The sequence below is a fragment of the Streptomyces sp. NPDC007929 genome, assembly GCF_042959065.1.
Lineage (GTDB): Bacteria > Actinomycetota > Actinomycetes > Streptomycetales > Streptomycetaceae > Streptomyces.
Window position 1 is genome coordinate 214,185 of sequence record NZ_JBIBKD010000006.1, and the last position, 22,383, is coordinate 236,567.

The following is a 22,383-nucleotide window of genomic DNA, read 5'->3' on the forward strand; positions in this document are numbered from 1 at the left end:
TGCCGTGTTCGCGTGTCACGCCCCGGTGTCAGCTCGCCCTTCGGGCGGTGAGCAGCAGGTACTCCCACTCCAGGGCCGTCCCGGCCGGGCCTGTGCCCTGGTCGGCGTCGCGGACCAGGTCCGCCAGGGCGGCGTCCAGGGCCGCGACGCGTTCGGGGTCGTCCGCGATGTTCTTGTAGACGCTGATCGTCGGGCCGTAGCGCTGCTTGAAGTAGTCGCGGAACGCCTCGGGGGTCTCGAAGCGGTCGACCCGGACCGTGCGGCGTTCGGCGCGTACGTCCGTGACCCGGTCGCCGAGCAGGGCGCGCACATGGTCCTCGTCACCCCACAGCGGGGGCGGCTGCGCGCCGGGCGGGGGCGGGGGCGCGTACGGCTTCATCGCGGCGAACATCCGGCCGATGAAGCCCTGGGGCGTCCAGTTCAGCAGTCCGATGGTGCCGCCGGGGCGGCAGACCCGGACGAGTTCGTCGGCGGTCGGCTGGTGGTGCGGGGCGAACATGACGCCGACGCAGGACAGCACGGTGTCGAACTCGGCGTCGCCGAACGGCAGGGCCTCGGCGTCGGCCTCCTGCCAGGTGAGACGCGCGCCCTGCTTCTCGGCCGCCGCCCGGCCGGCGTCGAACAGCTCCGGTGTCAGGTCGGAGGCCACGACGTCCGCGCCGGCCAGGGCGGCCGGGATCGCGGCGTTCCCGGAGCCGGCGGCCACGTCCAGCACCCGGGTGCCGGGGCGTACCCCGCACGCCTCGACCAGGGTCGCGCCGAGCCGGGGGATGATCTCGGCGGCCAGGGAGGGGTAGTCGCCCTGGGCCCACATCGCCCGGTGCTTGGTCTTCAGCGCGCGATCGGCCTCGGTCACGCTGTTCTGCATCGTCATGGCTGCGCTCCTCACCGGTCGGACGGCGGTTTCGCGCCGACGGATTTCGAGCGATTCGCCGCCACTCCTGAGCGTAAGGAGGGGGTGGGCGGGTGTCTCGTCGGAGAGTGCGGCGGGTTTGCTTCCGCTTCGCGTGATGCCGGGTGGGGGTGCGCCTTTGCTTCGCGTGATGCCCGTGCGTCTTTGCTTCGCCTGACGCCGGGTGGTGGGTCGGGGCCGCGCCGGGGGGTGTCCGTCCTCGGAACGGCGCGATGGACCTTCTTACCGACTGACTGGCGTTGACGCGCCAACCGCTGCGGGCGGACACCCCCCGACACGGCCCCTTCTCGCCGTACGCGGGTGCGCGTGCGTTCCCCAACGGCCCCTTCTGGCCGTACTCGGGTGCGGGTGTGTTCCCGGCCCTGCCTACGGGGCCGTGGGCGTCGCCGTCGGGTCTTGTGCCGCGCGCTTGATCGCCGCGTCTCGTTTGCGGACGTACCAGATGCCGATCAGGCCCAGGCCGCCGCCGGCCAGGCAGGTCCATACCCACCAGGTGTGGCCGTGGTCGTCGAACCAGCCGTAGAAGGGGAGCTGGACCAGGAAGAGGACGAACCACAGGATCGTGCCGCCGGTGATGGTGGCGACCACGGGGCCCTCAAGGGGCTCCGGCGCCTCGTGTCTGGGGGTCCACTTCGCCATGGGGGACAGCTTACGAGGCCTTCTGGTCTACGCGCGGAGATGGCCGAGCGGAGCTTTATATGTTCATACTGAAACGGTTTGTGTCTGACCACTTCTCTTCGTAGGAAACTCCAAGAAATGTCCTCCTCGGCTCCTGCCAAGGTCCCCGCCCCTCAGCAGCCGGGAGCCGGGTCCGCGTTCGGCGCGCTCGACCGCTTCTTCCGGATCTCCGAGCGGGGCAGCACCCTGCCCCGCGAGGTGCGCGGCGGTCTCGCCACCTTCTTCGCGATGGCCTACATCATCGTGCTGAACCCGATCATCCTCGGCAGCGCCAAGGACATGTACGGTCACCAGCTCGACAACGGGCAACTGGTCACCGCGACGGCACTGACCGCCGCGCTGACCACGCTGCTGATGGGCGTCATCGGCAACGTCCCGATCGCGCTGGCGGCCGGGCTCGGTGTGAACTCCGTCGTGGCCCTCCAGCTCGCCCCGCGGATGTCCTGGCCGGACGCGATGGGCATGGTGGTCCTCGCCGGGTTCGTGGTCATGCTGCTGGTGGCCACCGGACTGCGCGAGCGCGTCATGAACGCCGTGCCCTACGGGCTGCGCAAGGCCATCTCCATCGGCATCGGCCTGTTCATCATGCTGATCGGGCTGGTGGACGCGGGCTTCGTCTCCCGGATCCCGGACGCCGCCCAGACCACCGTTCCGCTCCAGCTGGGTGGTGACGGGCACCTCAACGGGTGGCCGGTTCTCGTGTTCGTGCTGGGGGTGCTGCTGACGCTCGCGCTCATCGTGCGCAAGGTGTCCGGCGCGATTCTCCTCTCGATCGTCGCCATGACCGTGGTGGCCGTGGTCGTCGAAGCGGTGGCGAAGGTGCCGAGCTGGGGCCTCACCGCCCCGAAGTGGCCGGGCAACCCGGTCGCCAGCCCCGACTTCGGGCTGATCGGGCAGGTCAGCCTGTTCGGCGGCTTCGACAAGGTCGGCATGCTGACCGGCGTGCTCTTCGTCTTCACCGTGCTGCTGTCGTGCTTCTTCGACGCGATGGGCACGATCATGGGCGTCTCCGACGAGGCGAAGCTGACCGACGGCGAGGGGCAGATGCCCGGCATCAACCGGGTGCTGTTCGTCGACGGCCTCGCGGTCGCCGCCGGTGGCGCCAGTTCCTCCTCGGCGACGACCGCCTTCGTCGAGTCCACGGCGGGTGTCGGTGAGGGGGCCAGGACCGGTCTGGCGAACGTCGTCACCGGTGGCCTCTTCGCCGTCGCGCTGTTCCTGACGCCGGTCGCCACGATGGTCCCGTCCCAGGCGGCCACGCCCGCGCTGGTCGCGGTCGGCTTCCTGATCATGGCCGGGTCGGTCAAGGAGATCGACTGGGCTGACTACACGATCGCCGTCCCGGCCTTCGTGACGATGCTGATGATGCCGTTCACCTACTCGATCACCAACGGCATCGGCATGGGCTTCATCACCTTCGTGGTGCTGCGGCTGGCGGCCGGGCGGGGCCGGGAGGTGCCGGTGGCGATGTACGCGGTGTCGGCGGTGTTCGGGTTCTACTACCTGATGCCGGCGCTGGGTCTGACCTGATCCCCGTCACCGGAGTCGGGTGAGCCGTAGAACCTCTCCGTCTCCTCCACGGCGGACTGGAAGCGTTCGTCGAAGTCATCGCGGATGAGCGTCCGGACGACATAGTCCTGGACGCTCATTCCTCTTTTCGCGGCATGGTGCCTGAGCCGTTCGAGCAGGTCGTGGTCTATTCGCAGGCTGAGCACGCTGGTCCCCATGACGATGAGGGTCGCGGCAGTGTTCGGTGCGGCGGGGCGCGTTCCGCCGCTGTGTCACCCATATGAGTGATGTCACGGTTCAGTGGCGGGGGTCACGGGGGTTCCTGCGTATTCCGCTGGTCTTTAGCGAGAGTAATGAGTTACGCTAAAGAACATGTCGGACCTCAGCCATGGCGACGACGTAGCCGCCGTGAACTCCCTCCGATCCGCGGTGATGCGGCTGTCCCGTCGCCTCAAGCACCAGCGGGTCGACGAATCGCTCAGCCCCACCGAGATGTCGGTGCTGGGCACCCTGTCGTTGTGCGGCCGGGCCACACCGGGCGAGCTCGCCCGCAAGGAGCACGTCCAGCCGCCGTCGATGACCCGCATCGTGGCGCTGCTGGAGGCCAAGGGGCTGGTCCGGCTGGAGCCGCACCCCGAGGACCGCCGCCAGAAGGTCGTCACACGCACCGAGCAGGCCGAGGCCATGCTTGAAGAGAGCCGCGCCAAGCGGAACGCGTTCCTGGCCACGCTGGTGGAGAACCTCGACGACGACGAGTGGGCGAAACTGCGCGCCGCCGCCCCCGTGCTGGAGAAGCTCGCGCATCTGTAAGCCGTACATCGCAAGGAGGCGAACCCTTTGAGTTCGGGACCCGGAACACCTTCCGCCCCCGCACCTGATCCCCACGAGACCCCACCCACCTCCGACGCACCCGCCGCCCGGCCCGCCCGCAAGTCCTCGATGTTCTCCTCCCTCAAGGTGCGCAACTACCGCCTGTTCTTCATGGGGCAGGTCGTCTCGAACATCGGCACCTGGATGCAGCGCATCGCCCAGGACTGGCTGGTGCTCAGCCTCACCGGCTCCTCCGCCGCCGTCGGCATCACCACCGCCCTGCAGTTCCTGCCGATGCTGCTCTTCGGCCTCTATGGCGGTGTCCTCGTCGACCGGCTGCGCAAGCGGCCCACCTTGCTCGTGACACAGACCTCGATGGCGCTCACCGCCATCGCCCTGGCCGTCCTCACCCTCACCGGCCAGGTCCAGGTGTGGCACGTGTACGTCGCCGCGTTCGCCGTCGGACTCGCCACCGTCATGGACAACCCGGCCCGCCAGTCCTTCGTCTCCGAGCTGGTCGGACCGGGGCAGCTGCAGAACGCCGTCAGCCTGAACTCCGCGAACTTCCAGTCCGCACGCCTGGTCGGCCCCGCCGTCGCGGGCCTCCTCATCACCGGCGTCGGCACCGGCTACGCCTTCCTCTTCAACGGCCTGTCCTTCATCGCGCCGCTCACCGGACTGCTGCTGATGCGCGCCCGTGAGCTGCACGTCGTGGAGCGCGCCCCGCGCGGCAAGGGGCAGCTGCGGGAGGGCGTGCGGTACGTCACCGGCCGCCCGGAGCTGATCTGGCCGATCGTCCTGGTCGGGTTCGTCGGCACGTTCGCCTTCAACTTCCCCGTGTACCTCTCGGCGTTCGCGGACGACGTGTTCCACGCGGGGGCGGGCGCGTACAGCATGTTCAACACGCTGATGGCGGTCGGCTCGGTCGCGGGCGCGCTGCTCGCGGCGCGGCGGGGCACGGCCCGGCTGCGGCTGCTGATCGTGGCGGCCATGGCCTTCGGCGCGCTGGAGATCCTGGCGGCGACGACCCCCACGCTGTGGATGTTCGCCCTGCTCATGGTCCCACTGGGCCTGTTCGGCATGACCGTCAACGTCACGACGAACACCAGCATCCAGATGTCCACCGACCCGGCCATGCGCGGCCGTGTCATGGCCCTCTACATGATGGTCTTCCTCGGCGGCTCCCCGGTCGGCGCCCCGATCGTCGGCTGGATCACCGACACGTACGGTGCCCGGATCGGCCTCGCGGCCGGCGGCGCGGTGGCGGTGCTCGCCGCGGCGGTCATCGGCCTGATCCTGGCCCGCGTCGGCAACCTGCGCCTGTCGGTGGGCTGGCACGGCGGCCACCCCCGGGTGCGGTTCGTGCCCCGGGAGCGGGAGCAGCTGGCCCCGGCGGCCTAGGAGGCGGCGTCAGTCCCGGGGGAACTCGGCGGTTTCCAGGACGAGCCCGACCACGGTGCCGGTCAGGTCGATCTCGTCCCCGAAGTCCAGACTCAGCTCGCCCCGGTACTCGCCGTCCCTGGGCTTGGTGTGCAGATGCCAGCGGCCGGTGTACGGATCCACGATCAGGTACACCGGCACGCCTGCGGCGGCGTAGGCGTCCTTCTTGGGGCCGTAGTCGTTCGCCCCGGTCTTCCTGGAGATCACCTCGGCGACGAACTCGACGTCCTGATAGCGCCACAGGCCCTTGTCGTTCTTCGCCGAGCCCTCCGCCATCACCGTGATGTCGGAGGCGAAGCCGTTGAGGTGGCCCGGATAGTCGACACGGACGTCGGATTTGACGCGCTTGCGTGGATACTTGCTGCGCAGCTGCTCGACGATGTCCAGGATGATGTCCCAGTGGGTGTCCCGCTGAGGCGCCATGAAGATGTTCCCCCCGACGATCTCGACCTTGTAGCCATCGGGGACCGGCATCGTCTCCACCCACTCGAACATCGTGTCGAGGGTGAGTTCACCGCTGCTGTCGGCCATCTCGATCCTGTCGTCAAGGACGGTCATCGTGGCGCTCCTCCCCGGCCGCATCCATGGATGAATCCGGCCGCGCGGTACAACGATACGCACGGTGACCTGGACACGCCCGGGTCCGGAGGCCGCCTACACCCGCCTGGCCAGCAACTGTCCCGGCCACTTGTTCTCGCCCACCGTGAAGGCCACGGTGCGGGTGAAGCCGTTGGACTCGTAGTAGCGGACGAGCTTGCCGTCGTCACCGGCGTAGCAGTCGACGCGGAGGAGGGAGATTCCGGCGCGGCGGGTCTCCTCGGCGGCGTGGCTGAGGAGGGCGCTGCCCACGCCGTGGCCCTGGAAGCGGCGGTCGGAGGCGAGCCAGTGGATGTAGCGCTCGGGTTCGCCGGGGTGGGGGAGGTGGGACAGGTAGGCGCCCGCCGAGCCGGTGAGGGTGAGGGTGCCGGCCGGGACGCCGTCGACGTCGGCCATGTACACGCTGCCCTCCTCCATGTACCGGCCGACCGACTCCACCGTCTTCGGGCTCTGCGACAGGGGCTTCGTGCCCCACTGCCCCGTGCGCCCCTGGGAGACCAGCCACTCCACGCAGCTGTCGAGCATGCCGAGTATCGCGGGAATGTCGTCGGGCCCGCCGTCCCGGATGGTGATCCGCATCGCCCCATGGTGCCAGGCTGGGTCCATGAGACTCTTCGCGGCCGTGCTGCCCCCTGATGAGGTGTGTCGTGAACTCGGCTCTGTGGTCGACGAGTTGCGCGGGCTGCCCGGTGCCGACGGGATGCGCTGGACCGGCCGTCCCGGCTGGCACTTCACGCTCGCCTTCTACGGCGAGGTCGACGACGGTCTCGTCCCCGGGCTGTCGGAACGGCTGGAGCGGGCCGCGCGCCGGACCGAACCGTTCACCCTGGCCGTACGGGGTGGTGGGCAGTTCGGGCACGGAAAGGCGCTGTGGGCCGGGGCCGAGGGGGATCTGGCGACCCTGCGGCTGCTGGCCGAGCGGGCCGAGGCGGCGGCGCGCAAGGCCGGGGTGCCGATGGGGGAGCACCGGCGGTACAAGGCCCATCTGACCGTGGCGCGGAGCCGGGCGGCGGGGGACGTGCGGCCCTTCCTGGACACGCTCGCCGGATTCACGGGCCGGAGCTGGACCGTGCGGGAGCTCTGCCTGATGCGGAGCCATCTGCCGACGTCCGGGGTGCCCGGGAAGCAGCCCCGGTACGAGGCGGTCGGGCGCTGGGCACTCGGGGGCGCCGGTTAGGCTCGGTGTCGTGGACCCGAAAACCCGCAACCGGATCATGGCCGGTGTGCTCGTGCTGATGTTTCTCGTCGTCGCCCTCGCTTCCGTGATCGGAAGGTAGGGGGCGGGGACTGCGGACGGCCCGTATCTTCGACTGCGGGCCGGTGGGGGCTGGTCGCGCAGTTCCCCGCGCCCCTCAAAAGAAGGGCGCTCGCCCTCCCGGTGTCACCAGGCGAAGGCCTCCGGGCTTCGGCCCGGGCCCGGGAAGATGTCGTCCAGGGCCGTCAGGAGGTCCTCGGAGAGTTCCAGCTCGGTGGCGCGGACGGCGGAGGCGAGCTGTTCGGCGGTGCGCGGGCCGACGATCGGGCCGGTCACGCCGGGGCGGGTCAGCAGCCAGGCCAGGGCGGCCTCGCCGGGCTCGATGCCGTGCTTGTCGAGCAGGTCCTCGTAGGACTGGAGCTGCGCCCGGGTGGCCGGGTCGTTCAGTGCGTCGGCCGCGCGGCCGGAGGCGCGACGACCGCCCTCGACCTCCTTCTTGAGGACACCGCCCAGCAGACCGCCGTGCAGCGGCGACCACGGGATGACACCGAGCCCGTACTCCTGCGCGGCCGGGATCACCTCCATCTCGGCGCGCCGCTCGGCGAGGTTGTACAGGCACTGCTCGCTGACCAGGCCGATGGTCCCGCCGCGCCGGGCGGCGATCTCGTTGGCCTGGGCGATCTTGTAACCGGGGAAGTTGGACGATCCGACGTAGAGGATCTTGCCCTGCTGGACCAGGACGTCGATCGCCTGCCAGATCTCGTCGAAGGGGGTGTCCCGGTCGACGTGGTGGAACTGGTAGACGTCGATGTGGTCGGTCCGGAGCCGCTTGAGGCTGGCGTCCACGGCCCGCCGGATGTTGAGCGCGGAGAGTTTGTCGTGGTTGGGCCAGGCCGGGCCGTCGGCGCCCATGTTGCCGTACACCTTCGTGGCGAGGACGACCTTGTCGCGGCGTCCCTCGCCCTTGGCGAACCAGTTGCCGATGATGCTTTCGGTACGGCCCTTGTTCTCGCCCCAGCCGTAGACGTTGGCCGTGTCGAAGAAGTTGATGCCCGCGTCCAGTGCCGCGTCCATGATGGCGTGGCTGTCGGCCTCGTCGGTCTGCGGACCGAAGTTCATGGTGCCGAGGACGAGCCTGCTGACCTTGAGTCCCGTGCGTCCGAGCTGCGTGTACTCCATGGTCCCCAAGCCAACGTCTTCGAGTGCGCTCCAGGCAAGCACGCAGCCTGGGGAGGCTACGCCTCGTAGGGCCCGGCCAGGTCCCAGCTCTGGTGCATCGCCTCCGCGAACGCCGCCGCGATCTTGTGTTCGCCGCTCGCGTTGGGGTGGGTGCCGTCGTAGGTGTCGGTGGCGATGTCGTACGAGGGTGGGGCCGAGGCCAGGAGGACGGGGGAGGCGGGTTCGTCGAGGTCGGCGGCCGTCTTGGCGAGGAGTTCGTTGAAGCGGGTGACCTCGGTGGCGAAGGGTGCGTCCGTCGCCGCGCGCACGTTCGGGATCACCGGCAGCCACACCATCCGCACCCGGCGGTTGGCCGCGCGGGCTTCGGCCGTGAAGGCCCGGACGTTCTCGGCGGTTTGCTCGACGTTCGTGTAGAAGCCCAGGTCGATCAGGCCCAGGGAGACCAGGAGGACGTCCGCGCGGCAGGACCGTACCGCGTCGCCGATCAGCGGCGCCATGTGCTGCCAGCCCTCACCCCAGCCGGCCAGGTGGGAGCGCGGGAAGTCCGGTTCGGCGTAGTCGTACGACACCGGGGCGTCGGCGAGCTTGTCGTGGAGCGTCTCGCGCGGGCCGACGAGCGTGCAGGGGCCGGCGTAGGAACGGCACAGGTGCTGCCACAGCCGGTAGCGCCATGTGTGTTCGCCCGTGCTCCCGATCGTCATGGAGTCACCGACGGGCATGAACCTGAGCATCCGCTCATGATGGACGATCTCGGCGGCCGACGGGGTGTGAGCCGGGACACGCCCCAGGTCCTGGCACGGTCCTGTGATCGGTTACGCCGGTGAACCGCCGGGCCGGATGGCAGGCTTGGGGCATGCGCAGACCGTTCGCCCTCCTCGCCGCGGCCCTCCTCACGGGCGCCCTCGCCGTGCCCGCCTCCGCCGCCGACGGCGACGAGAAGTTCACCATCAAGGACCCGCGCATCACCGAGTCCAGCGGCCTGGCGGCCTCGCGGCAGCACCCCGGCATCTACTGGACGCACAACGACAGCGACGACGGGGCCTACCTCTACGCCGTCGACGGCTCGACGGGCGAGACGGTCGCCACGATCACCATGTCCGGCGTGGGCAGCCCCCGCGACGTCGAGGCCATCTCCATCGGCCCGGACAACCAGATCTACGTCGGCGACATCGGCGACAACCTCGGCGGCACCTGGCCGTACGTCTGGATCTACCGGCTGCCCGAGCCGAAGGACCTGCGCGACCGGACGATCAAGGCCACGCAGTACGTGGTGAAGTACTCCGACGGCGCGCGGGACGCCGAGTCGCTGGTCGTGCACCCGAAGACGGGCCGGGTCTACATCGTCGACAAGAACGAGAAGGGCGGGCATCTCTTCGAGGGCCCGGCGGAACTCTCCCCGTCCGGCACGAACGTCTTCCGCCCCGTCGCCGCGGTCCCCGACCTGGAGGCCACCGACGCCACGCTCTCCCCGGACGGCGAACACCTCGTCGTGCGCAGCTACTTCGGCGCGATCGCGTACGACTGGAACGGCGGGAAGCTCAAGAAGAAGGAACGGCTCGGGGTGCCGTTCCTCGGGCAGGGCGAGTCCGTCACGTACACCGCGGACGGCAAGAAGCTGATGTACGGCGCCGAGGGCGCGGACAGTCCGGTGGAGCCCCAGGACGCGCCCGGGGGCGGGGACTCCGGCTCCTCCTCCGGAAACGGCGGTTCGGCGGCGACCGACAGCGGGGGAGACGGCCTGACCGGCGACCTCAAGAAGGGCGCGATCGTCGCCGGGGTCCTGCTCGTGGTCGTCCTGGCCGTACGGGGGATGCGGCGGCGGGGTTAGGGCCTCGCGCCCCCTGCGGTTGCGAGCTTGCGGGGCCAGGACCTCGCGTCCTGCGGTTGCGAGCTCGCGGGGCCGGTGTCCCGTGGTCGGGCCGGCTCGCGGGGCCGGTGTCCCGCGGTCGGCTCGCGGGGCCGGCGTGCTGCGGCCGGGGCCGCGTGGCCGGCGGTCCACGCTCCGCGGTCGGCCGGCTCGCGGCGTCAGCGCGCGCTCGCCGGGGGGCGTGTCCCGCGCGCCGGGTCAGCGGGCCGCAGTCGGAGGATCACAAGGTCCGTGCCCCGTGGCCCCGGCCTCCTTCGCCCTGCGGGCCACCAGAACCTCCAGCCCGTCCAGGATCCGCTGGAGTCCGAACTCGAAGTGGTCGAAGTCCGAGCCGAACGTGTCGTCGGCGAGGGACGCCAGCACCGGGTAGCGGCCCGAGGCCATGGCCTTCTCCAGGGACGGCACCTGCGCCTGCCAGAACTCGGCGTCGGTCAGGCCCGTCCGGCGCTCCACCTCCTGCTCGTAGAGCTGCGTGCGCGCGGCCCCGACGACGTATCCGTCGATCATGATGATCGCGGAGACCAGTTCGGGGTCGGTCAGTCCCATCGGGCGGATCCGGGTGAGGGCCCTCTCCATTCCGTCGAGGGCGCTCGGGCCGAGGATCGGGCGGGCCTGGTTGACCCGGAGCAGCCAGGGGTGGCGGCGGTAGAGGGCGAGCGTGGCGCGGCCCAGTGCCTCCAGGGCCGCCCGCCAGCCGCCGTCGCCGAGGTCGGCCGGGTTCTCGGAGGGGCGCTGCACCCGGTCCAGCATCAGGTCGAGCAGCTCGCCCTTGCCGGGCACGTACCGGTACAGCGACATGGTGCCGGTGCCCAGCTCCGCGGCGACGCGGCGCATGGACAGGCCCTCCAGCCCTTCGGTGTCCGCCACCTGGACGGCCGCTTCCACGATCCGGTCCAGGGTCAGGGTCGGTTTGGGGCCCCGGCTGGGGCGGCGGCCGGTCTCCCACAGCAGCTCCAGGGTGCGGGCGATGTCGCCGCTGCCACTGGTCTCCGTACCGCCCGCGCCACTCGTACCGCTCGTCATGGAGTCAGCTTAAGTGCCCGCGCAAAAACTGGGTACGTCGTACGCGTAATAGGGTACGGTGTACTCAGTTCGGTGCCGAGGTGGCACGGGCGCACGGGAGGGGACGATATGGACGGATACGCGGTGCAGGCGGAGGGGCTGGAGAAGAGGTACGGCGAGAAACGCGCGCTCGACGGCTTCGACCTGGAGGTGCGCGAGGGCACGGTGCACGGCCTGCTCGGGCCGAACGGCGCGGGCAAGACCACCGCCGTGCGCATCCTGTCCACGCTGGTCCGGCTGGACGGGGGCCGGGCGACGGTCGCCGGCCTCGACGTCGCCCGGCAGGCGCGCGAGGTGCGGGCCCGGATCGGTCTCACCGGCCAGTACGCGGCGGTCGACGAGGTGCTCACCGGCCGGCAGAACCTGGAGATGTTCGGCCGTCTGTTCCACCTGGGCGGCAGGCGGGCCCGGCTGCGGGCGACCGAACTGCTGGAGCAGTTCGACCTGACGGACGCCGCCGACAAGGGCGTCGGCAAGTACAGCGGCGGCATGCGGCGCCGCCTCGACCTCGCCGCGTCGATGATCCTCGCCCCGGCCGTCCTCTTCCTCGACGAGCCGACGACCGGGCTTGACCCCCGCAGCCGCGGCGAAGTCTGGGACTCGGTACGGGCGTTGGTGGCGAGCGGCACGACCGTGCTGCTGACCACGCAGTACCTGGAGGAGGCCGACAAGCTGGCCTCGCGCATCACCGTCATCGACCAGGGGCGGTCCATCGCCGACGACACCCCGGACGGCCTGAAGAACCTGGTCGGCGGCGACCGTATCGAGGTCGTGGTCGCCGAGCGGTCCGAGATCCCCCGGGTGGTGAAGGTCGTCGCCCGGGTCACGGACGGCGAACCCGAGTCGGACGAGGCGGAGTTGCGGGTGCACGCCCCGGTCGCCGACCGGGTCACCGCCCTCACCGAGGTCGCGCGGACCCTCCAGGACGAGGGCGTGCGCGTCGAGGACATCGGGCTGCGCAGGCCGAGTCTCGACGATGTGTTCCTGCGCCTGACCGGACACCGCACCGAGAAGGAGGCCGCGGCATGAGCGGCGTCACCGAACTGAGCGCCCCGGGCTCGCGGGGCGGCGCGTACTGGCTGCTCGCCGACTGCTGGAACATCGTCCGCCGCGGCCTGACCCACTACCAGCGCCAGCCGGTCAACATCGCCTGGCAGCTGGGCTTCCCGATCCTGTCCGTGCTGCTCTACGGCTATGTCTTCGGCAGTGCGATGACGGTGCCGGGCGGCGGGGACTACAAGGACTTCCTGATGCCCGGCATGTTCGTGATGACCATGGCGTTCGGCTTCATCAACACGGCGACCGTCGTGGTCTACGACTCCACCAAGGGTGTCATCGACCGCTTCCGCTCGATGCCGATGGCGTCCTCGGCCGTGGTGGCCGGGCGCGGGGTCACCGATCTGATCATCGCCTGCGCCGAGTTGGCCATCATGATGCTGACGGCCCTGGCGATGGGCTGGCGCCCGGACGGTGGCCTCGGCTTCCTCGCCGCGTTCGGGCTGCTGCTCTGGCTGCGGTTCGCGCTGATCTGGATCGGCGTGTGGCTCGGCCTGCTGGTTCCCAACCCGGAGGCGGCGGGCGGTCTGTTCGCGGTCGCCTTCCCGCTGACGATGATCTCCAGCATCTTCGTCGCGCCGCAGCTCATGCCCGACTGGCTGGGCTGGGTGGCGGCCTGGAACCCGATCTCCTCCACGGCGGCGGCGACCCGCGAGCTGTTCGGGACGCCGGTCGGGGGCGGTGACTCCTGGGTGGAGCAGCACGCGCTGCTGATGGCCGGAGTGTGGCCGGTGATCCTGACGGCGATCTTCCTGCCGCTGGCCGTACGGCGGTTCCAGAAGCTGGGCCGATAGCGGTCGCGGTGACGGCGACACCTCCCAGAGTCTTGACGTGCTCATGCTGCGTCGGTTCTCTGGGAGGTGCGCGGCACGATGGGAGCGCTCCCAAATGCTCTCGCCCGGTTCCGGTCGCCGTGCTTTCCGAGAGGCATCCACAGAGGAACCCGAGAGGAAGCAGCCCATGTACCGCACTCTGCGCAGAGCGCTGTGTGTCGCCGCGGCGCTCCTGTTACCGCTGGCGGGCGTGCAGTCGGCACGGGCCGATGTCGCCGCGGAGGCCGCCGGTGGCGGTTACTGGCACACCAGCGGCCGGCAGATCCTGGACGCGGCCGGACAGCCCGTCCGTATCGCCGGGATCAACTGGTTCGGCTTCGAGACCGACACCCACGTCGTCCACGGCCTGTGGGCCCGCGACTACAAGAGCATGATCGACCAGATGAAGTCGCTGGGCTACAACACCATCCGCATGCCCTACAGCGACGACATCCTCAGGCCCGGCACCATGCCGGACAGCATCAACACCGACGGCAGGAACACGGACCTGCGCGGGCTGACGTCCCTCCAGGTCCTGGACAAGATCGTCACCTACGCGGGCCAGTCCGGCCTCAAGGTCGTCCTGGACCGGCACCGCCCGGACGCGGCGGGTCAGTCGGCCCTCTGGTACACGGCGTCGGTGCCCGAGTCGACGTGGATCACCAACCTCAAGGCGCTGGCCGCGCGTTACAAGGGCGACTCCACGGTCGTCGGCATCGACCTGCACAACGAGCCCCACGACCCGGCCTGCTGGGGCTGCGGCGACACCTCCCGCGACTGGCGCCTGGCCGCCCAGCGCGCGGGCAACGCGGTGCTGTCGGTCAACCCCGAGCTGCTGATCATGGTCGAGGGCGTGCAGTCCTTCAACGGCGCCAACATCTGGTGGGGCGGCAACCTCATGGGCGTGGCCCAGTACCCGGTCCAACTGGACGTGCCCAACCGGCTGGTGTACTCGGCGCACGACTACGCGACCTCGGTGGCGCAGCAGTCCTGGTTCTCGGACCCGTCCTTCCCCGCCAACATGCCGGACATCTGGGACAAGCACTGGGGTTACATCTTCAAGCAGAACATCGCCCCGGTGTGGCTCGGCGAGTTCGGTACGACCCTCCAGCCGTCGGTGGACCGGAAGTGGCTGGCCGAACTGGTGAAGTACCTGCGCTCGACCTCCACGTACGGCGCGGACAGCTTCCACTGGACGTTCTGGTCCTGGAACCCCAACTCCGGTGACACGGGCGGCATCCTGAAGGACGACTGGCAGACGGTCGACACGACGAAGGACGGGTACCTGGCGTCCATCAAGGCCCCGGGCTTCGAGCCCGGCGGCCCCGGCCCGGGCGGCCCCGGCGACCCCGGCCCCGGCGGCGGGACCGCGGCCTGCACCGCCGCCTACACCGTCGGCAGCGACTGGGGCGGCGGCTTCAACGCCGAGGTGAAGGTGACCAACACGGGGAGCGCGCCGCTGAAGTCCTGGAAGGTGACCTGGACCTGGAGCGGCTCCCAGAAGGTCACGAACATGTGGAACGCGACCCACACCCAGAGCGGCGCGACCGTGACGGCGACGAACGCGACGCACAACGGCAGCGTGCCGGTGGGAGGTTCGACGACCTTCGGCTTCGGGGGCGCGCCTGGCGGCGGAGGCGCGCCGAGTGTGAACTGCACAGCAGCTTGACCACCGAACGCGCCCCTCGTCCTGCCGGTTTCATCGGTCCACAGGGCAGGTGAATTCGCTGCCCAGGCGATTCGGGGAGCAGGTCACCAGGGCGATGAAGAGGTACGAGGGGCGTTCGAGGTACCAGCCGAGCGATACGTCGGCGCCAGACGCCAGCCGTTCGCAGGCGGACGCGACGAGGGCGGTGAGGCGCCTGTCGTCGCGTTGTGCCTCGGATGCGAACCGGGGGGCGTACTCGGTCAATCGATCTCCCAGCCATGCCGCCGCTGCCTTCGCGTCCGGCCAGGTGCCACGCACCAGTGCACGTGGTTTGACGAGCCAGTACGCCGATTCCAGCGGCGGCAGGTCCGAGGTCGGGAACAGCGCTGCCACTTCGCGGTAGCGCTGGATCAGTTCCGGTCGGCTTTCTGCGGGCGGAGGCTCGGGGTGGGGTGGGCGTCTGAGCGCTTCCTGGTCGAAGCGGGCCTTCGGGCCCGTCCACAGATATGCATGGTGGTGCACGGGCTGTCCAGTCGGTATCCGAAAATGGCGAACAGGGCCGGTCCTGCCCGGGACTGCGCCGTGCCAGGACCGGCCAGGGGACGGGCCTCAGACGGGCAGGCCGAAGCGCGCCGGATCGATTCCGGCCGCCTCCAGCTCCGCCGACGTGAAGCGCAGCGGCTGTGCTTCCGGCCGCTTGCTGTCACCGAGGGCCCATACGCCCTCGCCGATACGGGCCAGAGTCACGCAGCCCTCGGTGCACGGACCTCCACATGGCTTCACGAACGAGACCCCGTCGAGGTCGAGCGCGTACAGGTCACTTCCGTTCAACATCACTGCACCTTCCTGCTCAGCTGTCGCGGTCACGGCTGACCGCCGCCCTTGGCGGGCGGGTGTTCCTTGGTGTGCTGCGGGAACGACCGTAGGAAGGAGCGAGGAGCAAGAAGTTGAATATTCTCGACTATTCTCCCGTCGTCACTCTGCATGCGTGGACATTCACTGAGAGGTACGGAGATGCTGGATGTACAGCATCGTCGGAGCCAGGGGGTTGTCGTACATGGCGCGCAGGTTGCGTTTCAACGGGACGGGCAGCGACGTCGGCGGATGCCCGGCTGTGCACGAGGACTTGGACAGCGGGGAGATCATCGTTCACGGCCCTCCACTGGCCGACGCCGAAGCCGTCGCGCAGCTCCAGCATTTCTCGGAGGGGGAGGTTGCGGTCGTGGTACCGCGTGAGCTGCTGGTGGATTGGGCGCCGAAGGGGACGACCCGGCGGGTGCGGACGATCGGACTGGACGAGTTCGGTGACCTGTTCGGGAAGTTCGAGCACACGGCATGGCGTCTGGAGACACGTCGGCGGTACGCGAGTGACGAGGCAAGCGACCGTTGGGACGCGTTCATCAAGACCGGCAGCATCGGGACGGACTGGCCGGAGGGGTCGCCGGCGAGGGTGTTTCGCGACATGATCCGTGCGCAGACCGCGCAGGGCAAACGTGTCGAGCGGGTGCGCATCGTGGACCAGCCTGCCACCATCGGCCAGCGCTACCTCCTCGACGGTGCCAGGTGGAACATCGCGACCGGGGAGGACATTCGCAACATGTGGCGTGCCGACGCCGAGCGGCTCCGGCTGCCCGCCGAGGACTTCTGGCTGTTCGACAGCCGCCTCATCGCGCTGCTCCGGTTCGATGGCGACGACCAGCTCACTCACGTGGACCTCATCACGGAACCGGCTGAGGTGGTGCGTTGCGCCGTGATCCGCGATGCTGCTTGGCATCACGCCGTACCGTGGACGCAGTTCACGGCCGAGATGCACAGTGACGCGTAGGAGCCAGAGCGGGTACCGGTGAGCACGGACTATCAGAGGGCGCGTTCGGAACTGGGCCGCAAACTCCGCGAGCTGCGTGTCGATGCCCCTGATGGTCGGCTCACCGGTACGGAACTGGCCGAGCGGCTGGGATGGCCGCAGTCGAAGGTCAGCAAGCTGGAGAACGGCCGACAGACTCCCACGGACGACGACCTCCGAGCATGGCTCGAGGCCGTGGGACAGCCTGCGCTGTTCCCGGAGCTACGCGCCCGCCTGAAGGGTTTCGAGAGTCATATCCGCTCCTGGCGGCGCCAGCTCGCGGGAGGGCATGGCCCGGTGCAGGAAACGTGGAACACGCTCGTGTCCGAAGCCCGGACCATGCACATGTTGAGCAACGCCGCGGTCAGCGGGATGCTTCAGACGGCCGATTACGCCCGGTACGTCTTCGAGGGTCACTCCGCCCTCCAGAACGCCCCCCGGGATACGGAAGCCGCGGTGCGGGCCCGGATGAAGCGGCAGGAGTGGCTCTACCGGCCGGGCAGGCGGTTGAACCTGCTCATGCACGAGAGTGTGCTGTGGGCTCGCGTCTGCCCACCCGAGGTACTGGTCTCCCAACTCGATCGGCTGCTCGGCGTGGTGGGAATGGACACCGTGCGCATGGGAATCCTGCCGCTGGACGCCGCCCTGCCTCTGGCGCTGGGCAACTCCTTCTGCACGCTGGACGAGCGCCTGGTCGTGGTAGAGGACTGGCACGCCGAACTCTGGCTGGACGACCCCGAGACCATCGCTCTCTACCGTCGCGTCTGGGACACCTTCGCCGAGGCGGCCGTATTCGGTGCCGACGCCCAGCAGGTGATCGCCCGAGTTCGTCGGAGCATCAGGGTCTGAGGACGTACGCGCGCACCACATCGTCGGTGGCTTCCCGGCGGGGCCTTCTTGGCGGGCGGGGAGTCGGCCAGTACGCGTCGTCGCAGAGGGGAGGCAGCCGGTAGCCGGTCGCACGGCAGCGTTTGGCCCAGCGGCGCCAGCGGGCCTCGTAAGGGCTCGGAAGCCGCCGGACGTACGGGGCCGGCGCCCTGGCCTCCTGCGAGGGAACCAGGGGGTTCAGCGCGGTACGGCCGGCGCGCCGGCGGTCGATCAGGCGGGCGGCTGCCTCATAAAGCTGCCGGAACATGGACCCTCTCCGGCTTCTGGGCGAGCGTGAACCTGGCCCATACGCACTTGGTGTACGGCTCCTGGCGATGCCCCCAGGCGTCGGCCAGCCCCGCCACCAGCGCCAGTCCGCGTCCGCCCTCCTCGTCCGGGCCAGGGTCGTGGAGTCGGGGGAGCCGATCCCTGTCCGGGTCGGAGACCTCCAGCAGCACGTCCGCGTTCCGGAGGGTGAGCGTGACTCGCACCTGGGCGCAGGAGACACGGCAGTGGGTCACGGCGTTGGTCACCAGTTCGTTCGCCAACAGACAGATGGTGTCGCTGAGTTCGCTGTCGGTGCCCCAGTCGGCGAGGGTCTTCCGGATGTGTTGGCGGGCGGCTGCGACGTGTCGTCTGTTCGCGGGGATGCGGAAGGTTCTGGTTGCGGGCATGGAAGTCCTGCCTCCTGATGTGCCGTCAGCATTTCTGCAAGCTGCCGTTGCCTAGGAGGCTAGAACTGAAGATGAACGGAGTGCAACCTGCTCAGGTGCATACATGCAATTGGGAGTATGTTCGGGTGTGCCGTGCCCTAGGGTTTGGTTGCGACAGAGAGGGGTCCGAAATGCCTGTAGGTGGGCGACCGACCGTGCGCAGCAGGCGGCTTGGTGCTGCACTCAAGGCGTACCGGCTTGCGGCGAACAAGGACCAGGCCGAGGCAGCCGAGGTGATCGCCGCCCACCAGACCCGGGTCAGCCGCATCGAGACCGGGCATGTGTCCGCCCGTCCACTCGAGATCCGGGCGATGCTGGATGCGTACGGCGTGCACGACCCTGAAGTCCGGCAAAAACTTGAGGAGTTGGCCCGCCAGTCGAAGCGCAGGGGCTGGTGGCTCGAGCATGCCGCACACCTGCGGCCGGAGTACGTGGATCACATCGCGTTGGAGGACGACGCGACCTACATCCGGGAATGGCAACCAGTGCTGGTGCCCGGCCTCCTGCAAACCAAGGGCTACGCGGAGGCTGTCATCTCGGAGGGCCCTGACTATGTCGCGCCGGACCTGATCGCCCAGTTGGTGAAGGTCCGAGAGGCGCGGCAGGCGAAGATCGGTGAGGGTGGTGCGTCGTACACGGCCATCCTCTGGGAGGCGGTCATCGTGCACCCGCTGGTGAGCGTCGAGATTCACCGGGAACAGCTCGCCGCGATTCTCCAGGTCGCGCAGCGCAAGAACGTGACCGTGCAGGTTCTGCCGTTCAGTGCCGGAGCGCTCGCGGCGACAAGCTCCGCGTTCTCCTCCTTCAGTTTCGACGCCGAACCGACCGTCGAAGCTGTGACCATGGAGAATCTTCGGGGCACCTCGGTGCTTGAGGCGCCTGGGGACCTCGCCGCTTACGGCAATGCGTTCGACCTACTACGATCGGCAGCGTTGGCGCCGGAGGCGAGCGCAAAGCTCATTCGGCACATACTGCGGAGCATCAAGGAAGACTCATTGTGACGGAGGTTGTGGGTTCCTTCCGGAAGTCGTCGTACTCCGGGCAGCAGGGCAACTGCGTGGAGACCGCTCCAACGGCGGTCGGTGGCCGGGCCGTCCGCGACAGCAAGCTCCAGGGCGGGCCTCTGCTCACCGTCTCCCGTGAGGGCTGGCGGGTGTTCGTCGGGCAGTTCAAGTAGGCGGAAATGCACTGAAACGCTCACGGGGCGCCCGGCGTTGGCCGGGCGCTCCTCCTCGTGGACGAAGACTCGGTTCGGTCAAATCTTTTCGATTCCTACTTGCGCGGTGCGCTCTTTCGGAACGATGCGGCACGTCCCGCGTCACTCGCGGGCTCGACACCCCTCACCGTTGCGAGAGACTCCATGAGAAGAAGCGCAGCCGTACTGTGCGGCGCCACCGTCGTCCTGGCCGGGACGCTCACCGCCGTTCCCGCCAACGCCAGCTCGCCGCACTCCGCGAGCACCGCCCTGACGACCGCCGCCGCGAAGGTCACCTGGAAGAAGTGCGGGACGGACGACACCCCGACGCTCCAGTGCGGGACGGTCAGGGTGCCGCTCAATTACGCGAAACCGCGAGGGAAGCAGATCACGCTGGCGCTCTCCCGCGTGCCGCACACCGCGTCGAAGTCGCAGGGCCCGCTGCTGGTCAACCCCGGCGGCCCCGGCGGCAGCGGCCTGTCGCTGGCCGAGTTCGTCGCGTCCTCGCTGCCGAAGGCCGTCGCCGCCCAGTACGACGTGATCGGCTTCGACCCGCGCGGCGTGGGCAAGAGCCAGCCCGCCCTGGACTGCAAGCCGGGCCACTTCGACCCCGTGCGCCCCGACTCCGTGCCGAGCACCCCGGCGCTGGAGAAGGCCAACCTCGCGCGCGCCAAGGCCTTCGCCAAGGCCTGCGGCACGAAGTACAAGGACGTCCTGCCCTACATCGACACGGTCAGTGCCGTGAAGGACATGGACTCCATCCGCAAGGCCCTCGGCGCGCCGAAGATCAACTACTTCGGCTACTCGTACGGCACCTACCTCGGCGCCGTCTACGCCAAGCTGTTCCCCGAGCGCGTGCGGCGCCTGGTGCTGGACTCGATCGTCGACCCCACCGGCGTCTGGTACGACGACAACATCCAGCAGGACTACGCCTTCGACAAGCGCCACAAGGCCCTGATGGCGTGGATCGCCAAGTACGACTCCACGTACAAGCTCGGCACGAACCCGAAGAAGATCGAGGCCAAGTGGTACGCCATGCGCGCGGCCGTGGCCAAGAAGCCGGCCGGGGGCAAGGTCGGCGCCTCCGAGCTGGAGGACATCTTCATACCGGGCGGCTACAACAACGCCTACTGGCCTACGCTCGCCGCGACGTTCGCGGCGTACGTCAACGACCACGACACCGCGGCGCTGGTGAAGGCCTACGACAACATCGCGGCGATCGACGCCTCCGGTGACAACGGCTACAGCGTCTACGCGGCCGTGCAGTGCCGTGACGCGTCCTGGCCGCGTGACTGGAAGCAGTGGCGCAAGGACAACTGGGCGGTGTACGAGAAGGCCCCGTTCATGGCGTGGAACAACGCCTGGTACAACGCGCCGTGCGCGTTCTGGCCGACGAAGACGCTGAAGCCGGTGAACGTCGCCAACTCCAAGCTCCCGCCGGTGCTGCTGTTCCAGGCCACCGACGACGCGGCCACCCCCTACCAGGGTGGTGTGACCATGCACCGGCTGCTGAAGGGCTCCAGCCTGGTGGTGGAGCAGGGCGGCGGCAACCACGGCATCTCGCTGAGCGGCAACGCCTGCCTCGACAAGCACCTCGCGACGTACCTCACCAACGGCAAGGTCCCGCACGGCAGCGGCGTGGCGGACGCGGTGTGCAAGAAGCTCGCCGACCCGAAGCCGCCGGCGGCGGCGGCGCGGCAGACGCCGAGCGCGACGGGGCAGCCGGCCCTCGCGGCGATCGGTGACAGCCTGCGCGGCATCCTGGGGTCGGGGCGCTGAGCGCCTCGGTGACCCAGGGGTGAAGCGAGGGGCGCCCCGCAACAGCAGGGCGCCCCTCGGCCACGTACGGGAGAAGGTCAGAGCTTCTCGATCACGTAGTCGACGCACTTCGTGAGCGCCTCGATGTCCGCCGGGTCGATCGCCGGGAACATCGCCACGCGCAGCTGGTTGCGGCCGAGCTTGCGGTAGGGCTCGGTGTCGACGATGCCGTTGGCGCGCAGCACCTTGGCGACGGCGGCGGCGTCGACCTCGTCCGTGAAGTCGATCGTGCCGATGACCTGCGAGCGCTTGGCCGGGTCGGTGACGAACGGGTTGGCGTACTTGATGTCCTCGGCCCAGCCGTACAGCGTGCGGGCGGAGGTCGCGGTGCGCCGGACCGACCAGTCGAGGCCGCCCTGGCCGTTGATCCACTCCAGCTGCTGGTTCAGCAGGAAGAGCGTGGCGAGGGCCGGGGTGTTGTACGTCTGGTTCTTGCGGGAGTTGTCGATCGCCGTCGGGAGGCTGAAGAACTCCGGGATGTGCCGGCCCGAGGCGTGGACGCGCTCGGCGCGCTCGATCGCGGCCGGGGAGAAGACGCCGATCCACAGGCCGCCGTCGGAGGCGAAGGACTTCTGCGGGGCGAAGTAGTAGACGTCGGTCTCGGAGATGTCGACCGGGAGGCCCCCGGCGCCCGACGTGGCGTCGACCAGGACCAGGGACCCGGAGTCCGCGCCCGCCACCCGCTTGATCGGCATGGCGACACCGGTCGAGGTCTCGTTGTGGGTGAACGCGTAGACGTCCACGCCCGCCTGGGCGACCGGCTCGGGGTGGGTGCCCGGGTCCGAGGCGATGACGCCCGGCTCGGCCAGCCAGGGAGCCAGCTTGGCGGCCTTGGCGAACTTCGAGGAGAACTCGCCGAAGTTCAGGTGCTGCGACTTGTTCTCGATCAGGCCGTGCGTCGCGATGTCCCAGAACGCGGTGGAGCCGCCGTTGCCGAGGATCACCTCGTAGCCGTCGGGGAGCTGGAACAGCTCACTGATGCCCTCGCGCACCTGGCCGACCAGGTTCTTGACCGGAGCCTGGCGGTGGGAGGTGCCCATGAGAGAGGTGCCGGTCGCGGCCAGCGCGTCCAGCGCTTCCGTCCGCACCTTGGAGGGGCCCGCGCCGAAACGTCCGTCGGCGGGCTTGATGTCAGCGGGAATCTGGATCTCAGCCACGGAGGGGAGCGTAGCCGTTTCCAG

General features: G+C 69.4%; 26 protein-coding genes. 13 read left to right on the forward strand and 13 right to left on the reverse strand.

Annotated features, from left to right (window positions below; translation table 11 throughout):
* Positions 1-28: 28 nt before the first annotated feature.
* Together ACFZDE_RS21745 and ACFZDE_RS21750 are read right to left on the reverse strand one after the other, a co-directional pair.
* The gene (locus tag ACFZDE_RS21745; RefSeq protein WP_391201838.1) at positions 29-874 is read right to left on the reverse strand and encodes a methyltransferase domain-containing protein; all 846 of its coding nucleotides are present in this window, start codon (positions 872-874) and stop codon (positions 29-31) included.
* A 405-nt stretch (positions 875-1,279) separates the two neighbouring features.
* Positions 1,280-1,552, reverse strand: a complete 273-nt coding sequence (locus ACFZDE_RS21750) for a DUF2530 domain-containing protein (protein ID WP_391000776.1) — start codon at positions 1,550-1,552, stop codon at positions 1,280-1,282.
* A 117-nt stretch (positions 1,553-1,669) separates the two neighbouring features.
* Between ACFZDE_RS21750 and ACFZDE_RS21755 the strand changes: the two genes are divergently transcribed.
* Positions 1,670-3,121, forward strand: a complete 1,452-nt coding sequence (locus ACFZDE_RS21755) for a solute carrier family 23 protein (RefSeq protein ID WP_391000778.1) — start codon at positions 1,670-1,672, stop codon at positions 3,119-3,121.
* Here ACFZDE_RS21755 and ACFZDE_RS21760 read toward each other — a convergent pair.
* Positions 3,091-3,318, reverse strand: coding sequence for a ribbon-helix-helix protein, CopG family (locus tag ACFZDE_RS21760; protein ID WP_391000781.1), 228 nt, complete (start codon positions 3,316-3,318; stop codon positions 3,091-3,093). The genes ACFZDE_RS21755 and ACFZDE_RS21760 overlap by 31 nt on opposite strands.
* A gap of 154 nt (positions 3,319-3,472) precedes the next feature.
* Between ACFZDE_RS21760 and ACFZDE_RS21765 the strand changes: the two genes are divergently transcribed.
* Positions 3,473-3,910, forward strand: coding sequence for a MarR family transcriptional regulator (locus ACFZDE_RS21765; protein WP_391201841.1), 438 nt, complete (start codon positions 3,473-3,475; stop codon positions 3,908-3,910).
* A 27-nt stretch (positions 3,911-3,937) separates the two neighbouring features.
* Positions 3,938-5,311, forward strand: a complete 1,374-nt coding sequence (locus ACFZDE_RS21770; RefSeq protein ID WP_391201844.1) for an MFS transporter — start codon at positions 3,938-3,940, stop codon at positions 5,309-5,311.
* A gap of 9 nt (positions 5,312-5,320) precedes the next feature.
* On the opposite strand, the gene ACFZDE_RS21775 is transcribed toward ACFZDE_RS21770, so the two are convergent.
* The gene (locus ACFZDE_RS21775; RefSeq protein ID WP_391201847.1) at positions 5,321-5,908 is read right to left on the reverse strand and encodes a Uma2 family endonuclease; all 588 of its coding nucleotides are present in this window, start codon (positions 5,906-5,908) and stop codon (positions 5,321-5,323) included.
* A 96-nt stretch (positions 5,909-6,004) separates the two neighbouring features.
* Positions 6,005-6,526 carry a GNAT family N-acetyltransferase gene (locus ACFZDE_RS21780; RefSeq protein WP_391201849.1) on the reverse strand — a complete coding sequence of 174 codons (522 nt, stop codon included), beginning with the start codon at positions 6,524-6,526 and terminating at the stop codon, positions 6,005-6,007.
* Positions 6,527-6,551: 25 nt separating this feature from the next.
* Between ACFZDE_RS21780 and thpR the strand changes: the two genes are divergently transcribed.
* Complete coding sequence (thpR, locus tag ACFZDE_RS21785) at positions 6,552-7,124, forward strand: RNA 2',3'-cyclic phosphodiesterase (protein WP_391201852.1); 573 nt, start codon at positions 6,552-6,554, stop codon at positions 7,122-7,124.
* A gap of 204 nt (positions 7,125-7,328) precedes the next feature.
* Here the strand turns inward: thpR and ACFZDE_RS21790 are convergent, their stop codons facing one another.
* Both ACFZDE_RS21790 and ACFZDE_RS21795 read right to left on the reverse strand, forming a co-directional pair.
* Positions 7,329-8,321 (reverse strand): aldo/keto reductase, encoded by a 993-nt coding sequence (locus ACFZDE_RS21790; RefSeq protein WP_391000796.1) that lies wholly within the window; start codon positions 8,319-8,321, stop codon positions 7,329-7,331.
* A gap of 56 nt (positions 8,322-8,377) precedes the next feature.
* On the reverse strand, positions 8,378-9,052 hold the full coding sequence (locus ACFZDE_RS21795; RefSeq protein ID WP_391201856.1) for a GDSL-type esterase/lipase family protein: 675 nt from the start codon (positions 9,050-9,052) through the stop codon (positions 8,378-8,380).
* A gap of 122 nt (positions 9,053-9,174) precedes the next feature.
* Between ACFZDE_RS21795 and ACFZDE_RS21800 the strand changes: the two genes are divergently transcribed.
* On the forward strand, positions 9,175-10,149 hold the full coding sequence (locus ACFZDE_RS21800; protein ID WP_391201859.1) for a WD40 repeat domain-containing protein: 975 nt from the start codon (positions 9,175-9,177) through the stop codon (positions 10,147-10,149).
* Positions 10,150-10,386: 237 nt separating this feature from the next.
* Here the strand turns inward: ACFZDE_RS21800 and ACFZDE_RS21805 are convergent, their stop codons facing one another.
* The gene (locus tag ACFZDE_RS21805; RefSeq protein WP_391201862.1) at positions 10,387-11,211 is read right to left on the reverse strand and encodes a TetR/AcrR family transcriptional regulator C-terminal domain-containing protein; all 825 of its coding nucleotides are present in this window, start codon (positions 11,209-11,211) and stop codon (positions 10,387-10,389) included.
* A gap of 108 nt (positions 11,212-11,319) precedes the next feature.
* Between ACFZDE_RS21805 and ACFZDE_RS21810 the strand changes: the two genes are divergently transcribed.
* The 3 genes from ACFZDE_RS21810 (at position 11,320) to ACFZDE_RS21820 (ending at position 14,787) form a co-directional block, all read left to right on the forward strand.
* On the forward strand, positions 11,320-12,279 hold the full coding sequence (locus ACFZDE_RS21810; RefSeq protein ID WP_391201865.1) for an ATP-binding cassette domain-containing protein: 960 nt from the start codon (positions 11,320-11,322) through the stop codon (positions 12,277-12,279).
* The gene (locus tag ACFZDE_RS21815; RefSeq protein WP_391201868.1) at positions 12,276-13,100 is read left to right on the forward strand and encodes an ABC transporter permease; all 825 of its coding nucleotides are present in this window, start codon (positions 12,276-12,278) and stop codon (positions 13,098-13,100) included. Before ACFZDE_RS21810 ends, ACFZDE_RS21815 begins: the two co-directional genes overlap by 4 nt.
* A gap of 166 nt (positions 13,101-13,266) precedes the next feature.
* On the forward strand, positions 13,267-14,787 hold the full coding sequence (locus ACFZDE_RS21820) for a cellulase family glycosylhydrolase (RefSeq protein ID WP_391201871.1): 1,521 nt from the start codon (positions 13,267-13,269) through the stop codon (positions 14,785-14,787).
* A gap of 30 nt (positions 14,788-14,817) precedes the next feature.
* Here ACFZDE_RS21820 and ACFZDE_RS21825 read toward each other — a convergent pair whose 3' ends face one another.
* The gene (locus tag ACFZDE_RS21825) at positions 14,818-15,288 is read right to left on the reverse strand and encodes a hypothetical protein (protein WP_391201874.1); all 471 of its coding nucleotides are present in this window, start codon (positions 15,286-15,288) and stop codon (positions 14,818-14,820) included.
* An 87-nt stretch (positions 15,289-15,375) separates the two neighbouring features.
* Entirely contained in the window at positions 15,376-15,600 is a 225-nt protein-coding gene (locus ACFZDE_RS21830) for a DUF397 domain-containing protein (RefSeq protein WP_391000819.1), read from the reverse strand.
* Positions 15,601-15,823: 223 nt separating this feature from the next.
* Between ACFZDE_RS21830 and ACFZDE_RS21835 the strand changes: the two genes are divergently transcribed.
* Entirely contained in the window at positions 15,824-16,591 is a 768-nt protein-coding gene (locus ACFZDE_RS21835; RefSeq protein ID WP_391202580.1) for a DUF6879 family protein, read from the forward strand.
* Positions 16,592-16,609: 18 nt separating this feature from the next.
* Positions 16,610-17,458, forward strand: coding sequence for a Scr1 family TA system antitoxin-like transcriptional regulator (locus tag ACFZDE_RS21840; RefSeq protein ID WP_391201877.1), 849 nt, complete (start codon positions 16,610-16,612; stop codon positions 17,456-17,458).
* Here ACFZDE_RS21840 and ACFZDE_RS21845 read toward each other — a convergent pair.
* Positions 17,448-17,744 carry a hypothetical protein gene (locus ACFZDE_RS21845; protein WP_391201880.1) on the reverse strand — a complete coding sequence of 99 codons (297 nt, stop codon included), beginning with the start codon at positions 17,742-17,744 and terminating at the stop codon, positions 17,448-17,450. The genes ACFZDE_RS21840 and ACFZDE_RS21845 overlap by 11 nt on opposite strands.
* Entirely contained in the window at positions 17,725-18,150 is a 426-nt protein-coding gene (locus ACFZDE_RS21850; protein WP_391000826.1) for an ATP-binding protein, read from the reverse strand. Before ACFZDE_RS21850 ends, ACFZDE_RS21845 begins: the two co-directional genes overlap by 20 nt.
* A 170-nt stretch (positions 18,151-18,320) precedes the next feature.
* Between ACFZDE_RS21850 and ACFZDE_RS21855 the strand changes: the two genes are divergently transcribed.
* The 3 genes from ACFZDE_RS21855 to ACFZDE_RS21865 all read left to right on the forward strand — a co-directional run bounded on the left by ACFZDE_RS21855 (position 18,321) and on the right by ACFZDE_RS21865 (position 21,163).
* Entirely contained in the window at positions 18,321-19,190 is an 870-nt protein-coding gene (locus ACFZDE_RS21855) for a Scr1 family TA system antitoxin-like transcriptional regulator (RefSeq protein ID WP_391000829.1), read from the forward strand.
* Complete coding sequence (locus ACFZDE_RS21860) at positions 19,187-19,366, forward strand: DUF397 domain-containing protein (protein ID WP_391000831.1); 180 nt, start codon at positions 19,187-19,189, stop codon at positions 19,364-19,366. The genes ACFZDE_RS21855 and ACFZDE_RS21860 overlap by 4 nt, the downstream gene beginning before the upstream one ends.
* Before the next feature lie 183 nt (positions 19,367-19,549).
* Positions 19,550-21,163: an alpha/beta fold hydrolase gene (locus tag ACFZDE_RS21865; protein WP_391201883.1), complete on the forward strand. Its 1,614-nt coding sequence runs from the start codon at positions 19,550-19,552 to the stop codon at positions 21,161-21,163.
* Between the two features lie 77 nt (positions 21,164-21,240).
* Here the strand turns inward: ACFZDE_RS21865 and serC are convergent, their stop codons facing one another.
* The gene (gene serC, locus ACFZDE_RS21870) at positions 21,241-22,359 is read right to left on the reverse strand and encodes a phosphoserine transaminase (protein ID WP_391201886.1); all 1,119 of its coding nucleotides are present in this window, start codon (positions 22,357-22,359) and stop codon (positions 21,241-21,243) included.
* Between the last annotated feature and the right edge of the window lie 24 nt (positions 22,360-22,383).

Coding starts and splice junctions, on each gene's coding strand:
- ACFZDE_RS21745 (WP_391201838.1), bottom strand. CDS start 874: ATGACGATGCAGAACAGCGTGACCGAGGCCGATCGCGCGCTGAAGACC.
- ACFZDE_RS21750 (WP_391000776.1), bottom strand. CDS start 1,552: ATGGCGAAGTGGACCCCCAGACACGAGGCGCCGGAGCCCCTTGAGGGC.
- ACFZDE_RS21755 (WP_391000778.1), top strand. CDS start 1,670: ATGTCCTCCTCGGCTCCTGCCAAGGTCCCCGCCCCTCAGCAGCCGGGA.
- ACFZDE_RS21760 (WP_391000781.1), bottom strand. CDS start 3,318: ATGGGGACCAGCGTGCTCAGCCTGCGAATAGACCACGACCTGCTCGAA.
- ACFZDE_RS21765 (WP_391201841.1), top strand. CDS start 3,473: ATGTCGGACCTCAGCCATGGCGACGACGTAGCCGCCGTGAACTCCCTC.
- ACFZDE_RS21775 (WP_391201847.1), bottom strand. CDS start 5,908: ATGACCGTCCTTGACGACAGGATCGAGATGGCCGACAGCAGCGGTGAA.
- ACFZDE_RS21780 (WP_391201849.1), bottom strand. CDS start 6,526: ATGCGGATCACCATCCGGGACGGCGGGCCCGACGACATTCCCGCGATA.
- thpR (WP_391201852.1), top strand. CDS start 6,552: ATGAGACTCTTCGCGGCCGTGCTGCCCCCTGATGAGGTGTGTCGTGAA.
- ACFZDE_RS21790 (WP_391000796.1), bottom strand. CDS start 8,321: ATGGAGTACACGCAGCTCGGACGCACGGGACTCAAGGTCAGCAGGCTC.
- ACFZDE_RS21795 (WP_391201856.1), bottom strand. CDS start 9,052: ATGCTCAGGTTCATGCCCGTCGGTGACTCCATGACGATCGGGAGCACG.
- ACFZDE_RS21800 (WP_391201859.1), top strand. CDS start 9,175: ATGCGCAGACCGTTCGCCCTCCTCGCCGCGGCCCTCCTCACGGGCGCC.
- ACFZDE_RS21805 (WP_391201862.1), bottom strand. CDS start 11,211: ATGACGAGCGGTACGAGTGGCGCGGGCGGTACGGAGACCAGTGGCAGC.
- ACFZDE_RS21810 (WP_391201865.1), top strand. CDS start 11,320: ATGGACGGATACGCGGTGCAGGCGGAGGGGCTGGAGAAGAGGTACGGC.
- ACFZDE_RS21815 (WP_391201868.1), top strand. CDS start 12,276: ATGAGCGGCGTCACCGAACTGAGCGCCCCGGGCTCGCGGGGCGGCGCG.
- ACFZDE_RS21820 (WP_391201871.1), top strand. CDS start 13,267: ATGTACCGCACTCTGCGCAGAGCGCTGTGTGTCGCCGCGGCGCTCCTG.
- ACFZDE_RS21830 (WP_391000819.1), bottom strand. CDS start 15,600: ATGTTGAACGGAAGTGACCTGTACGCGCTCGACCTCGACGGGGTCTCG.
- ACFZDE_RS21835 (WP_391202580.1), top strand. CDS start 15,824: ATGGCGCGCAGGTTGCGTTTCAACGGGACGGGCAGCGACGTCGGCGGA.
- ACFZDE_RS21845 (WP_391201880.1), bottom strand. CDS start 17,744: ATGTTCCGGCAGCTTTATGAGGCAGCCGCCCGCCTGATCGACCGCCGG.
- ACFZDE_RS21850 (WP_391000826.1), bottom strand. CDS start 18,150: ATGCCCGCAACCAGAACCTTCCGCATCCCCGCGAACAGACGACACGTC.
- ACFZDE_RS21855 (WP_391000829.1), top strand. CDS start 18,321: ATGCCTGTAGGTGGGCGACCGACCGTGCGCAGCAGGCGGCTTGGTGCT.
- ACFZDE_RS21865 (WP_391201883.1), top strand. CDS start 19,550: ATGAGAAGAAGCGCAGCCGTACTGTGCGGCGCCACCGTCGTCCTGGCC.